The sequence below is a fragment of the Pseudomonas sp. RT6P73 genome (assembly GCF_054897715.1).
Genome location: NZ_JBUBUV010000002.1, coordinates 1,775,890 through 1,788,972, shown reverse-complemented (window position 1 = coordinate 1,788,972; position 13,083 = coordinate 1,775,890). Strand labels below are relative to the sequence as shown.

At 60.9% G+C, this 13,083-nt stretch carries 11 protein-coding genes; 2 read left to right on the top strand and 9 right to left on the bottom strand.

The features are described 5' to 3' along the window. Positions 1-87: 87 nt before the first annotated feature. The 5 genes from asd to leuC all read right to left on the bottom strand — a co-directional run bounded on the left by asd (position 88) and on the right by leuC (position 5,402). Positions 88-1,200, bottom strand: coding sequence for an aspartate-semialdehyde dehydrogenase (gene asd / locus ACYZT6_RS08755; protein WP_462026531.1), 1,113 nt, complete (start codon positions 1,198-1,200; stop codon positions 88-90). A gap of 69 nt (positions 1,201-1,269) precedes the next feature. Beyond that, positions 1,270-2,352, bottom strand: a complete 1,083-nt coding sequence (gene leuB, locus ACYZT6_RS08750) for a 3-isopropylmalate dehydrogenase (RefSeq protein WP_046047738.1) — start codon at positions 2,350-2,352, stop codon at positions 1,270-1,272. A gap of 51 nt (positions 2,353-2,403) precedes the next feature. Next, positions 2,404-3,171, bottom strand: a complete 768-nt coding sequence (locus ACYZT6_RS08745; RefSeq protein ID WP_462026530.1) for a class I SAM-dependent methyltransferase — start codon at positions 3,169-3,171, stop codon at positions 2,404-2,406. A 156-nt stretch (positions 3,172-3,327) separates the two neighbouring features. Next, entirely contained in the window at positions 3,328-3,972 is a 645-nt protein-coding gene (leuD, locus tag ACYZT6_RS08740) for a 3-isopropylmalate dehydratase small subunit (RefSeq protein WP_462026529.1), read from the bottom strand. Positions 3,973-3,983: 11 nt separating this feature from the next. Continuing rightward, positions 3,984-5,402, bottom strand: a complete 1,419-nt coding sequence (gene leuC / locus ACYZT6_RS08735; protein WP_462026528.1) for a 3-isopropylmalate dehydratase large subunit — start codon at positions 5,400-5,402, stop codon at positions 3,984-3,986. A 147-nt stretch (positions 5,403-5,549) separates the two neighbouring features. On the opposite strand from leuC, the gene ACYZT6_RS08730 reads away from it, so the two are divergent. Beyond that, the gene (locus ACYZT6_RS08730; protein WP_462026527.1) at positions 5,550-6,440 is read left to right on the top strand and encodes a LysR family transcriptional regulator; all 891 of its coding nucleotides are present in this window, start codon (positions 5,550-5,552) and stop codon (positions 6,438-6,440) included. A gap of 66 nt (positions 6,441-6,506) precedes the next feature. Next, positions 6,507-9,785, top strand: coding sequence for a sensor domain-containing protein (locus ACYZT6_RS08725; RefSeq protein WP_462026526.1), 3,279 nt, complete (start codon positions 6,507-6,509; stop codon positions 9,783-9,785). 233 nt (positions 9,786-10,018) lie between these two features. On the opposite strand, the gene ACYZT6_RS08720 is transcribed toward ACYZT6_RS08725, so the two are convergent. From ACYZT6_RS08720 to ACYZT6_RS08705, 4 genes are all read right to left on the bottom strand, one after another. Continuing rightward, positions 10,019-10,462, bottom strand: a complete 444-nt coding sequence (locus ACYZT6_RS08720) for an Hsp20 family protein (RefSeq protein WP_462026525.1) — start codon at positions 10,460-10,462, stop codon at positions 10,019-10,021. Positions 10,463-10,593: 131 nt separating this feature from the next. Next, entirely contained in the window at positions 10,594-11,553 is a 960-nt protein-coding gene (locus ACYZT6_RS08715; RefSeq protein WP_462026524.1) for a tRNA dihydrouridine synthase, read from the bottom strand. 192 nt (positions 11,554-11,745) lie between these two features. Further along, entirely contained in the window at positions 11,746-12,183 is a 438-nt protein-coding gene (locus ACYZT6_RS08710) for an acyl-CoA thioesterase (RefSeq protein ID WP_122838202.1), read from the bottom strand. Positions 12,184-12,231: 48 nt separating this feature from the next. Beyond that, on the bottom strand, positions 12,232-13,065 hold the full coding sequence (locus ACYZT6_RS08705; protein WP_462026523.1) for an alpha/beta fold hydrolase: 834 nt from the start codon (positions 13,063-13,065) through the stop codon (positions 12,232-12,234). Positions 13,066-13,083: the final 18 nt, after the last annotated feature.

Here is a 13,083-nt window from a genome sequence, read left to right as displayed (position 1 = left end):
CGCGAAGAGGCCCTCACTGGCGACGCACCGGGCGAAAAAAAACCCGCACCTCTTTCAAGGCACGGGTTCTTTCGTTACTTCAATCAATCAACGCTCAAGCAGGATCCGCAGCATGCGACGCAGCGGTTCGGCCGCACCCCACAGCAGTTGGTCGCCGACGGTGAACGCGCCGACGTACTGCGTGCCCATGTTCAGCTTGCGCAGACGCCCCACAGGGACGTTCAGGGTGCCGGTGACTTTCGTCGGGCTCAGTTCCTGAATGCTGGCGTCGCGGTTGTTCGGCACCAGTTTGACCCAAGGGTTGTGCTGGCTGATCAGCCCTTCGATGTCGGCGATCGGCACGTCTTTGTTCAGCTTGATGGTCAGCGCCTGGCTGTGGCAACGCATGGCGCCGATGCGCACGCAGATGCCATCGACCGGGATCGGGCTCTTGAAGCGACCGAGGATCTTGTTGGTCTCGGCCTGGGCCTTCCACTCTTCGCGGCTCTGGCCGTTCGGCAGTTCCTTGTCAATCCACGGGATCAGGCTGCCGGCCAGCGGTACGCCGAAGTTTTCGGTCGGGTACGCGTCGCTGCGCATGGCTTCGGCGACACGGCGGTCGATGTCAAGGATCGCGCTGGCCGGGTCGGCCAGTTGATCGGCGACAGCGGCGTGTGTGGCGCCCATTTGCTTGATCAGTTCACGCATGTTCTGCGCGCCGGCACCGGAGGCCGCCTGATAGGTCATGGCGCTCATCCACTCGACCAGACCGGCTTCAAACAGACCGCCCAGGCCCATCAGCATCAGGCTGACGGTGCAGTTGCCGCCGATGTAGTTCTTGGTGCCCGCGTCGAGCTGCTGGTCGATGACCTTGCGGTTCACCGGGTCCAGCACGATCACCGCATCATCCTGCATGCGCAGGCTGGAAGCGGCGTCGATCCAGTAACCCTGCCAGCCGGCTTCGCGCAGTTTCGGGAAGACTTCGCTGGTGTAGTCGCCACCCTGGCAGGTCAGAATCACATCGAGGGTTTTCAGCTCTTCAATGCTGTAAGCGTCCTTGAGCGGAGCAATGTCCTTGCCCACGGACGGGCCTTGGCCACCGACATTGGAAGTGGTGAAAAACACCGGCTCGATAAGATCGAAATCCTGCTCTTCCAGCATCCGCTGCATGAGCACGGAACCGACCATACCGCGCCAACCGATCAGACCTACACGTTTCATCGCAACTACACCTTCTTTAAAAAGTGGGCCGCTGCTTTCTAGAGTGAAAGTGGCAGCGGGCCCGAGAGATTACAGATTCCGCAGCGCGGCGACTACTGCGTCACCCATTTCCTGCGTACCGACTTTAGTGCAACCGGCCGACCAGATGTCGCCCGTGCGCAGGCCCTGGTCCAAAACCAGACTGACGGCCTTCTCGATGGCATCGGCGGCGTCCTGCAGATTGAAGCTGTAACGCAACATCATCGACACCGACAAAATGGTCGCCAACGGGTTGGCAATGCCCTTGCCAGCAATGTCCGGCGCCGAACCGTGGCACGGCTCGTACATGCCTTTGTTGTTGGTATCCAGCGACGCCGACGGCAGCATGCCGATGGAGCCGGTGAGCATCGACGCCTGGTCGGACAGGATGTCGCCAAACAGGTTGTCGGTGACGATCACGTCGAATTGCTTCGGTGCGCGCACCAGCTGCATGGCGGCGTTGTCGACGTACATGTGGCTCAGTTCGACTTCAGGATAATCCTTGGCCACTTGCTCGACGATTTCACGCCACAGTTGGCTGGAAGCCAGTACGTTGGCCTTGTCCACCGAGCACAGCTTCTTGCCGCGCACCATGGCCATGTCGAAACCGACACGGGCAATGCGACGGATTTCGCTTTCGCTGTACGGCAGCGTGTCGTAAGCCTGACGCTCGCCGTTTTCCAGGGTGCGGGTACCGCGTGGCGCGCCGAAGTAGATGCCGCCGGTCAGTTCACGGACGATCAGGATGTCCAGGCCCGCGACGATCTCTGGCTTCAGGCTCGAGGCTTCGGCCAGTTGCGGGTAGAGGATCGCCGGGCGCAGGTTGCCGAACAGGCCCAGTTGCGCACGAATTTTCAGCAGGCCGCGCTCAGGGCGGATGTCACGCTCGATGGTATCCCATTTCGGGCCGCCCACGGCGCCCAGCAATACCGCGTCGGCGGCGCGGGCACGGTCCAGGGTTTCGTCAGCCAGCGGCACGCCGTGCTTGTCGATGGCCGCGCCACCGATCACGTCGTGGCTCAGCTCGAAGCCCAGGCTGTACTTGTCGTTGGCCAGTTCCAGCACCTTGACCGCTTCGGCCATGATTTCCGGGCCAATACCGTCACCTGGGAGAATCAGAATCTGCTTGCTCATGCTTTCCTCATGTCATCAGTCGGTGCGCCCTGGGGCACGCCCGGAAAAATTCTATCGTTCGGCGATCAGTACCAGCACATCTGTACTGAACGAACCATCGGCCTCAATCTCAAAATATTCGCTTACTTCGTTGCCCATCGACTGCTGCAACTCGCGGATCGCCGCGCGCATCACTTGCGGGGTGCGCATGCGCTCGACCCAGCTGGTGTACTCCAGACGCAGACGTTGACGGGTGGTGCTGCGGGTATGCAACCCCGCTTCGCTGACCTGACGCAACCACTCGCCGGCGGAATAATCGCGCACATGGCTGGTGTCGCGCAGCACTTCGACGCTTTGCAGGTAAGTGTCGAACAACGGACTGCCCGGTGACAACACATCGATGAACGCCGCCACGCCACCCGGTTTCAGCACCCGGCGCACTTCGCGCAGCGCCAGGCCGAGATCACTCCAATGGTGCGCCGAGTAACGGCTGAACACGAAGTCGAACTCGCCGTCGGCGAAGGGCAGCCGCTCAACGGCGCCGAGGACCGTGGTCACATTGCTCAACCCTCGGTCGACAGCAGCGGCGGTGACCACGTCGAGCATCTGCTGGGACAGGTCGTAGGCCACGACTTCCTTGACCAGCGAAGCCACGTGAAAACTGACGTGGCCGGCGCCGCAACCCAGGTCCAGCACCCGTGCATCACCCTGCCCGACCAGCTCGGCCTGTAGCAGCGCGAATTCGGTGCCTTGAGCGTGTACGGCGCTGCTCAGATAGGCCGAAGCCTGTTCACCGAATTGCTTTTGGACTACCTGGCTGTGCTGGGCGGTGCGGGTCATCGGGACTTCCTTTTGGGGGGTGAGTCTTGGGGTGCCTCTACTGCCGCCATCGCTAGCAGGCTAGCTCCCACATTGGATCTATGGCGTACACAAATCCCTGTGGGAGCTAGCCTGCTAGCGATGAGGCCGGAGCGGCCTACATCAATCTCGGCTCAATCACGCGTCGCGAAACAACCACGGCTGGCTCGAACGATGCTTGGCTTCAAACGTTGCAATCGCCTCGTGGTCCATCAACGTCAGGCCGATATCGTCCAGACCATTGAGCAGGCAATGCTTACGGAACGCGTCGATTTCAAAGCTCAACACTTTGCCATCCGGACGGGTCACGGTCTGGGCTTGCAGATCAACCTGCAACTGATAACCCGGAGTCGCTTCAACCTGCTGGAACAGCTCATCCACGTCGGCATCGCTCAAGATGATCGGCAGTAAGCCGTTCTTGAAGCTGTTGTTGAAGAAGATGTCGGCGTAGCTCGGCGCGATGATGCTGCGGAAACCGTATTCTTCCAGGGCCCACGGCGCGTGCTCACGGCTGGAGCCGCAACCGAAGTTCTCGCGGGCCAGCAAGACGCTGGCGCCTTGATAACGCTCGGCGTTGAGCACGAAGTCCTTGTTCAGTGGACGCTTTGAGTTGTCCTGGTACGGTTGCCCGACATCCAGGTAGCGCCATTCGTCAAACAGGTTAGGGCCGAAACCCGTGCGCTTGATCGACTTCAAGAACTGCTTCGGGATGATCTGGTCGGTGTCGACGTTGGCACGATCCAGAGGCGCGACAAGACCAGTGTGCTGGGTAAAAGCTTTCATGCTGCGCTCCTTTAGATCAATTCACGGACGTCGACGAAACGACCGTTCACAGCGGCGGCGGCGGCCATGGCCGGGCTCACGAGGTGGGTACGGCCACCGGCGCCCTGACGGCCTTCGAAGTTACGGTTGGAGGTCGACGCGCAATGCTCGCCCGACTCCAAACGGTCCGGGTTCATCGCCAGGCACATCGAGCAACCCGGCTCGCGCCACTCAAAGCCGGCGTCGAGGAAAATCTTGTCCAGGCCTTCCGATTCCGCCTGGGCCTTCACCAGACCCGAGCCCGGCACCACGATGGCCTGCTTGATGGTCGAAGCGACTTTGCGGCCCTTGGCGATCACGGCGGCAGCGCGCAGGTCTTCGATTCGCGAGTTGGTGCAGGAACCGATAAAAACGCGGTCCAGCTGGATATCGGTGATCGCCTGATTGGCGGTCAAACCCATGTATTTCAAGGCGCGTTCGATGGAGCCACGCTTGACCAGGTCCATCTCCTTCGCAGGATCAGGCACGTTTTGATCCACGGCCAAGACCATTTCAGGCGAAGTGCCCCAGCTGACTTGCGGTTTGATCTGGGTCGCGTCGAGCTCGACGATGGTGTCGAACTGGGCGTCTTTATCGGTCACCAGGTCTTTCCAGGCTTCGACGGCCAAGTCCCATTCCGCACCTTTCGGGGCGAATGGACGGCCCTTCACGTAGGCCACGGTTTTTTCGTCAGCGGCCACCAGACCTACACGAGCGCCGGCCTCGATGGACATGTTGCAGATGGTCATGCGGCCTTCGACCGACAGATCACGAATCGCGCTACCGGCGAACTCGATGGCATGGCCGTTACCGCCGGCGGTGCCGATCTTGCCAATCACGGCGAGGACGATGTCCTTGGCCGTCACGCCGAACGGCAATTTGCCTTCGACCGAGACCCGCATATTCTTCATCTTTTTGGCGACCAGGCACTGAGTGGCGAGCACGTGCTCGACCTCGGACGTGCCGATACCGTGAGCCAGAGCGCCAAACGCGCCGTGGGTCGAGGTGTGGGAGTCGCCGCAGACCACGGTCATGCCCGGCAAGGTTGCGCCCTGCTCCGGGCCAATGACGTGGACGATGCCTTGGCGCACGTCGTTCATCTTGAACTCGACGATGCCATATTCATCACAGTTGTCGTCGAGGGTCTGAACCTGCAAACGCGAGACCTCGTCGGCAATGGCTTCGATGCCGCCCTTGCGCTCCGGGGTGGTCGGTACGTTGTGGTCCGGGGTCGCGATGTTGGCATCGATGCGCCAAGGCTTGCGCCCGGCCAGACGCAGGCCTTCAAAGGCTTGCGGCGACGTCACTTCGTGGATGATGTGACGATCGATGTAAATCAGCGCGGAGCCATCGTCGCGCTGTTTGACCAAGTGCGAATCCCAGAGCTTGTCGTAGAGCGTTTTGCCGGCCATCAGACGGTTCCTCATCAGCGTATTTCTATGCCCCGGGTCTTGAGACATTCAATAACCCTTTGGCTTGTGAGGTCGATCCTAGGGGGTTACATTAAATAACTCAAATTCATATTTTTTATGCTTTGGATAACCAACTGGAATACCGCAATGGACCTTGCCAACCTCAATGCCTTTATCGCGATTGCCGAGACCGGAAGCTTCTCTGGCGCGGGAGAACGCCTGCACCTGACGCAACCGGCGATCAGCAAGCGCATCGCCGGGCTGGAGCAGCAATTAAAGGTGCGGCTGTTCGATCGCCTGGGCCGTGAAGTCAGCTTGACCGAGGCCGGTCGCGCCCTGTTGCCGCGGGCTTATCAGATTCTCAATGTGCTGGATGACACCCGCCGCGCCCTGACCAACCTGACTGGCGAAGTGACCGGTCGCCTGACGCTGGCCACCAGTCACCACATTGGCTTGCACCGTTTACCGCCCTTATTAAGGGAGTTCACCCGGCGTTACCCCCAAGTGGCGCTGGATATTCAGTTCCTCGATTCGGAAGTGGCCTACGAAGAAATCCTCCATGGCCGCGCCGAACTGGCCGTCATCACCCTGGCGCCGGAGCCCCACGCACTGGTCAAGGCCACACCCGTGTGGGACGACCCGCTGGATTTCGTGGTCGCCCCGGAGCACTTCTTGGTCACCAACGGTGCGGTCAGCCTGGCGGACATCGCCCTGCACCCGGCGGTGTTCCCTGGCGGCAACACCTTTACTCACCACATCGTCCATCGGTTGTTCGAAGCCCAAGGCCTGACGCCGAACATCGCCATGAGCACCAATTACCTGGAAACCATCAAGATGATGGTCTCGATCGGCCTGGCCTGGAGCGTGTTGCCGCGCACCATGCTCGACGATCAAGTTGCACGAATACCTTTACCGGGCATACAACTGACTCGCCAGCTAGGCTATATCCTGCACACCGAACGGACGCTGTCGAATGCGGCACGGGCCTTCATGGCCCTGCTGGATGCACAAATCGATCTGCCAGGGACTCAAGGCTAACCTGTGCTACTGCCATAGAGCCGCGAATTCCTGTGCCTAACGCCCAATTCAGCCCAAGGCTTGCCAATGCCGAAATCTGTTGACCGTATTCCGCCGATGCCACGTATTCAGGCGCTTGACCCGAAACGGTCCGAGCAGAGCTGGGAAAGCGCACCGCAGTTGCTGGCCGCCCTTAACGGTGCGCGCTTGGGCGCCTGGTATTGGGACATCGAGCGCGGGCAGATCAGCTGGTCGCGGGGTACTCAGGCGTTGTTCGGCTTCGATCCCCGGCAACCGTTGCCGGCCGATCTGGAATACCTCGACTTGCTGCCCCCGGAGGATCGGGCCAAAACCATCCGCGCCTTTCATGCCGTGATTGCCGGCGCGCCGCTGGAACAGGCGATGCATCACCGCATCCGCTGGCCCGACGGCAGCCTGCACTGGCTGGAGATCAACGGCAGCCTGCTGCCGGACAAACACGGCCGGCCACGGATGATTGGGGTCATCCGCGAAATCACCCACCAGCGCCAGCGGGAGCAGGCGCTAAGCAGCTCGGAAAAACGCTTTGCCACGCTGTTTCACCTGTGCCCAAACATGGTGCTGCTGACCCGTCAGGAAGACGGCCTGATTACCGAAGCCAACCAGTATTTCGAAAGCCTGTTCGGCTGGCCGGTGCAGGACGCGATTGGCCGAACCACCGTCGAACTGGGCCTCTGGGTGAATCCGGAGCAACGCGCGCAACTGGTCAAGGCCACCAAGGCCAAGGGCGATCTGATCAGCATGGAGGTGCAGTTTCGCGCCAGCAACGGCCAGATCCACGACGGCATCCTCAGCGCACAGAAAGTCGAACTCGAAGGCCAGCCGTACCTGCTGAGCACTTTCCTCGACACCACCGAACGCAAAGCCGCCGAACACGCGCTGAAGGACAGCCAGGAACGCCTCGACCTGGCGCTGGATTCGGCGCAACTCGGCACCTGGGACTGGCACATTCCCAGCGGCATGTTGTATGGCTCGGCGCGGGCCGCGCAGTTGCACGGGCTGGAGGCCATACCCTTTCATGAGTCCTTCGACGCGTTTTTCGAAGGTGTGCCCGACGAAGAGCGCGGCTCCATGCGCGATGCTTACCGCAGCCTGCGCGAAGGGCCGGCCGGCAATTATCAGCTGACCTATCGGGTGCAGCTGGCGGATGGAAGTTCACGCTACCTGGAAAGCCGCGCCCGCCTCTACCGCGATGAAAACGGCGCGCCGCTGCGCATGGCCGGCACGTTGCTGGACATCACCGATCAGGTCGAACGGGAGCAGCGGCTGGTGGCCTCGGAAGAGAAATTCGCCACGCTGTTCCAGGTCAGTCCGGACCCTATCTGCGTCACGCGCCAGGACACCGGCCAGTTCATCGAGATCAACTCCAGCTTCACCCAAACCTTTGGCTGGAGCGCCGACGAGGTGATCGGTCGCAGCGCCGACGAGATCGGCCTGTGGGACGCTTCGTCGAAAAGCCTGCAGCGGATCGAGCAGGTCATCCGCGAACAGGGACTGAACAATGTAGCGATCGTCGCCCAGCACAAAGACGGGCAGTCCCTGACCTGCGTGATTTCCAGCCGGCAGATCAGCGTCGGCGAACAGCCGTGTATCGTCACCACCCTGCGCGACATCACCCAGCAGCAACGCTCCGAAGCGGCACTGAAGGCCAGCGAAGAGAAGTTTGCCAAGGCGTTCCACTCGAGCCCCGACGCGATCACCATCACCGAGCGCGATACCGGGCGCTACCTTGAGGTCAACGATGGCTTCTGTCGCCTGACCGGTTACCGCGCCGACGAAGTGGTCGGCCGCACGGTGTATCAGGTCGGCATCTGGGCTGAAGAGAAACAACGCTCGGCACTGCTGGCCGAGCTGCAGATCAAGGGCCGTGTGCACCACCAGGAAATGCTCGGCCGCAATAAACGCGGCGAGTTGCTGACCGTCGAAGTCTCGGTGGAGCCGATCACCCTCAACGAGACCGCGTGCCTGTTGCTGACCGCCCGGGACGTCAGCCTGCTGAAAAATGCCGAGGCGCAGATCCGCCACCTGGCCTACCACGACCCCTTGACCAACCTGCCGAACCGCGCGCTGCTGATGGATCGCCTGAGTCAGCAGATCGCCCTGCTCAAGCGCCACAACCTGCGGGGCGCATTACTGTTCCTCGACCTCGATCACTTCAAGCACATCAACGATTCCCTCGGTCACCCGGTGGGCGACACAGTGCTGAAAATTATCACGGCTCGCCTTGAAGCCAGCGTGCGCATGGAAGACACCGTGGCGCGCCTGGGTGGCGACGAGTTTGTGGTGTTGCTCAGCGGTCTTGAGGGCTCGCGCAACGAAGTGAGCGCTCAGGTCCGGGGCCTGGCAGACACGTTGCGCGAGCTGCTGTCGGAGCCGATGTTCCTCGACGGCCAGCGCCTGCAAGTCACGCCGAGCATCGGCATCGCGCTGATTCCCGACCACGGCTCGACGCCGACCGACCTGCTCAAACGTGCCGACATTGCGCTTTACCGCGCCAAGGACTCAGGCCGCAACACCGCGCAGATGTATCACAACACCATGCAGAAGGCCGCCAGCGAACGCCTGCGCATGGAAACCGACCTGCGCCTGGCCCTTTCCCGGGGCGAGTTTCGTGTGCATTACCAACCCCAGGTCGACGCCCGGGGCAACCGCATTGTCGGCGCCGAGGCGCTGGTGCGCTGGGACCATCCGGAACTCGGCCCGCAATCACCTACCGAGTTCATCAAGGTGCTGGAGGACAGCGGACTGATTCTGGAAGTCGGCACCTGGATCATCGACGAGGCCTGCGCGGCCTTCAAAAAACTGATCACAAAAGGCTTGATCAACCCGCTCAGCTTCAGCCTGTGCGTCAACATCAGCCCGAGGCAATTTCGTCAAAACGATTTCGTTGAACGCATCGAACACAGCCTCAGCAGCCACGGCCTGCCCTGCTCCCTGCTGAAACTGGAAATCACCGAAGGCATCGTCATCCAGAACCTGGAAGACACCATCAACAAAATGCGCAGCCTGAAAAAACTCGGCGTGAGTTTTGCGATGGACGACTTCGGCACCGGCTACTCCTCGCTGACCTACCTCAAGCGCCTGCCTGTCGACACGCTGAAAATCGACCAGTCATTCATCCGCGACGCCACTACCGACCCCAACGACGCCGAAATCATCCGCGCCATCGTGGCCATGGCCCGCAGCCTGGAACTGAAAGTGATCGCCGAAGGAGTGGAAACGCCGGAGCAGCTAGAGTTTTTGCAGGGGCTGGGGTGCCATTTTTATCAGGGGTATTTGCATAGCCGGCCGTTGCCGGTGGAGGAGTTTCAGAAGCTCTTGAAATAACCCGCTTTCCTGTAGCAGCTGCCGAGCAACGCGAGGCTGCGTTCGGCTGCGAAGCAGTCGTCAAACCTGAGCACACAATTTTCCTGAAACACCGCATCGCCTGATTTCACGACTGCTTCGCAGCCGAACGCAGCCTCGCGCTGCTCGGCAGCTGCTACAAGTCGTGCGTCGAGCACGAGGTGATTGACACAAAAAAGGGCGCCAAATGGCGCCCTTCTTGTTGCTCTGATTTGTTACTGCAGAGCTGGTTTTTGCGTCCCGTTGATCGGGATGCGTTTGGCTTTCGCCTCTTCCGGCACGATGCGCAGCAGGTCGATACTCAGCAGACCGTTGCGCAGGTCAGCGGCCTTGATCTCGATGTGATCGGCCAGGCGGAACGACAGCTTGAATGCACGCTGGGCGATGCCCTGATGCAGGAAGGTCACGCCTTCCGTCGCGTCACGTTTGCCGCCACTGATGGTCAGCACACCCTTCTCGACTTGCAGGTCCAGGTCTTCTTCCTGGAAACCGGCCGCGGCCACGACGATGCGGTATTGGTCATCACCGCGTTTTTCAACGTTGTAGGGTGGGTAGGTGCTGCCTGGCTCGTTGCGCAGGGCGGTTTCGAACAGATCGTTGAAACGGTCGAAGCCTACCGAGGAACGGAACAGTGGAGCCAGGGAAAATGCAGTAGTCATGGTTCAAATCTCCTGAAAACAATCAGCAAGGTTTATGTCTCCGCGACCCGAATTCGGCATCGCGTAATCCCTAGATAGGGATCGCTGATTGCTTTTCAAGAGATTATTTGCAGATTTTTTTCAGTTTTTTCTCAGGCTGCTTCAGCCACCTGCAGCCCCAGCAAACGTGAGACTTGATCCAATTCGGTTTCCCGGCGAAGGACGGTGAACAGCTCGACCGCCTCAGGGTAATTGCGGGTCAACATCGCCAGCCATTGCTTCAAACGACCCGGCGATTGGCGTGCAGTCATCTGCGCCTTGGCTTGCAGCCAGAAGTCCTGAACCAGTGGCAGCAACTCTGCCCACGTCATCTCGACCACTTCTTCACCGGCCCGCGCCGCGGCGATTTGCCGGGCCAGGTCCGGACGCGAAACCAGGCCGCGACCGAGCATGATGTCTTCCACGCCGCTGATTTCGCGGCAACGACGCCAGTCCTCAACGCTCCAGATATCGCCATTGGCGAACACGGGGACCTTGACCACTTCCTGCACCCGGGGGATCCATTCCCAATGAGCGGGCGGCTTGTAACCGTCGGTTTTGGTCCGCGCGTGAACCACAATGTGCGCCGCGCCGCCTTCGGCCAGCGCGGTTGCGCAGACCAGCGAACCGTCCGGGCTGTCGAAGCCCAGTCGCATTTTTGCCGTGACCGGGATGTGCGCAGGCACCGCGCGGCGGACGTGTTCAACGATTTCGTTGAGCAGTTCAGGTTCTTTAAGCAGGACGGCGCCGCCACGGGACTTGTTGACGGTCTTGGCCGGGCAGCCGAAGTTCAGGTCGATGACCTCGGACCCCAATTCACAGGCCAGCGCGGCGTTTTCTGCCAGGCACACCGGATCGGAACCGAGTAACTGCACCCGCAGCGGTACGCCGGACGCTGTGCGGGCGCCGGTCAACAATTCCGGGCCGAACTTGTGGTAATAGGCAGGCGTGAGCAGTTGATCGTTGATCCGAATGAACTCGGTCACGCACCAATCGATACCGCCAACACGGGTCAGCACGTCCCGCAGGATGTTGTCGACCAACCCCTCCATGGGCGCCAAAGCAATTTGCATGAAAAAAACACTCAACGAAAAACGTGCGGCAGTTTACTGGTTTCAGGGCGCAGAAGGTATTTCGTCTGACCGTGCGATGGTGTTTGTGCTGACGCCTTCGCGGGCAAGCCTCGCTCCTACAGATTTGCGTCGTACACCTATTGGGTGAACGACAAAATCTGTAGGAGCGAGGCTTGCCCGCGAAGGGATCAATTAGATCGCGACTTGCAACGCCGGGCCGTAACCTTCGATGAACTCGGCCGGCATGCGCTTGGGCTTGCCCGTCGACAGCTCGATGCAGACGAAGGTGGTTTGCGCACGCAGCAACGTGGTGTTGTCGCTCGGGCGCTTCAACTGGAAGTGTCGGGTCATTTTCAGGCGCTGATCCCAATCGACAATCCAGGTTGCCAATTGCAACCCGTCGCCTTCATAGGCGGCGGCCAGGTAATCGATCTCATGCCGCACCACCGCCATTGCCCGATCCAGCCGACGGTATTCGACCAGGTCCAGGCCCAGCCGCTGCGAGTGGCGCCAGGCACAGCGTTCGAGCCAGGTCACGTACACCGCGTTGTTCGCGTGCCCCAGCCCGTCGATGTCCTCGGCGCCGACTTCCAGATCAATGATAAATGGCGTTGCCCGATCCCAGCCCATGCCCCACTCCCGGTCAGATGATGTCGACCGGGGCAGTGTAACGGATGCTTATGCCGATTGGCGCGATTGCAGACTGCGACCGGCCAGCAGTGACAGCACGCCATCAATTACCCGAGGATCCGCCAGCACGCGCTGATGACCGCCCTCTTCCAGGCGTAACAGCCGGCTGTCGAACCAGGCCTCGTTGATCAGCTGGGATTCCTTGACGGGGACATAGCAGTCATCTTCGGCGTGAACGATCAGCCCGGGCATATCGAGCTGATAGTGCGCAACATCCAGCGTCGCAGCGCGCATGCCGACGTCTTTCTCGACCTGGCGAATAAACGCAGAACGCGCTTTGGGCGGCAGTCGTACATAACGGGCAAAACCGCGTAACACGCCGAGAATCCGCGCCGGTGCGGCGATGGTCACCAGGGTTTCGGTGCGCAAGCCCAGCTGCACGGCGAGCATCGCACTGGCGCCGCCCATGGAGTGACCGATGACCGCTTGCAGCGGCGGTAACTCGGCAGCCGCTTCGAGCATGGCCCTGGCAAACAGCACGACATTCGCTTCGCTACCCGGCGAGCGGCCATGAGCCGGACCGTCCAGCGCGACCACCGTATAGCCGGCATCGACCAGCGCCGTGATGAGACTCGCAAACTGCGTCGGCCGGCCTTCCCATCCGTGCATCAGCAACACGGCCGGACCTTGCCCCCAGCGCAGCGCCGAGAGGCCGAAGCGCAAGGTGATTCGTTCGGATTTTGCCAGCAGCGGCAATTCCCAATCACGCGGTGGCAGGTCCCGCGGCGTCATGAACGCCAGTCGCATTTTGCTCGCGACCAGTTTCGGTGCGAACCAGCCCAAGGTGCCATTAACGCCACGAACCCACTTCAACGTGCTCATCGCTCTCACTCCTCAGGC

Bases quoted from the DNA above. Each gene is read 5' to 3' on its own strand.
- ACYZT6_RS08745 (WP_462026530.1), bottom strand. From the start codon at position 3,171: ATGACCCGCACCGCCCAGCACAGCCAGGTAGTCCAAAAGCAATTCGGT.
- leuD (WP_462026529.1), bottom strand. From the start codon at position 3,972: ATGAAAGCTTTTACCCAGCACACTGGTCTTGTCGCGCCTCTGGATCGT.
- ACYZT6_RS08725 (WP_462026526.1), top strand. From the start codon at position 6,507: ATGCCGAAATCTGTTGACCGTATTCCGCCGATGCCACGTATTCAGGCG.
- ACYZT6_RS08715 (WP_462026524.1), bottom strand. From the start codon at position 11,553: ATGCAAATTGCTTTGGCGCCCATGGAGGGGTTGGTCGACAACATCCTG.
- leuC (WP_462026528.1), bottom strand. From the start codon at position 5,402: ATGGCCGGCAAAACGCTCTACGACAAGCTCTGGGATTCGCACTTGGTC.
- asd (WP_462026531.1), bottom strand. From the start codon at position 1,200: ATGAAACGTGTAGGTCTGATCGGTTGGCGCGGTATGGTCGGTTCCGTG.
- ACYZT6_RS08705 (WP_462026523.1), bottom strand. From the start codon at position 13,065: ATGAGCACGTTGAAGTGGGTTCGTGGCGTTAATGGCACCTTGGGCTGG.
- ACYZT6_RS08730 (WP_462026527.1), top strand. From the start codon at position 5,550: ATGGACCTTGCCAACCTCAATGCCTTTATCGCGATTGCCGAGACCGGA.
- leuB (WP_046047738.1), bottom strand. From the start codon at position 2,352: ATGAGCAAGCAGATTCTGATTCTCCCAGGTGACGGTATTGGCCCGGAA.
- ACYZT6_RS08710 (WP_122838202.1), bottom strand. From the start codon at position 12,183: ATGGGCTGGGATCGGGCAACGCCATTTATCATTGATCTGGAAGTCGGC.
- ACYZT6_RS08720 (WP_462026525.1), bottom strand. From the start codon at position 10,462: ATGACTACTGCATTTTCCCTGGCTCCACTGTTCCGTTCCTCGGTAGGC.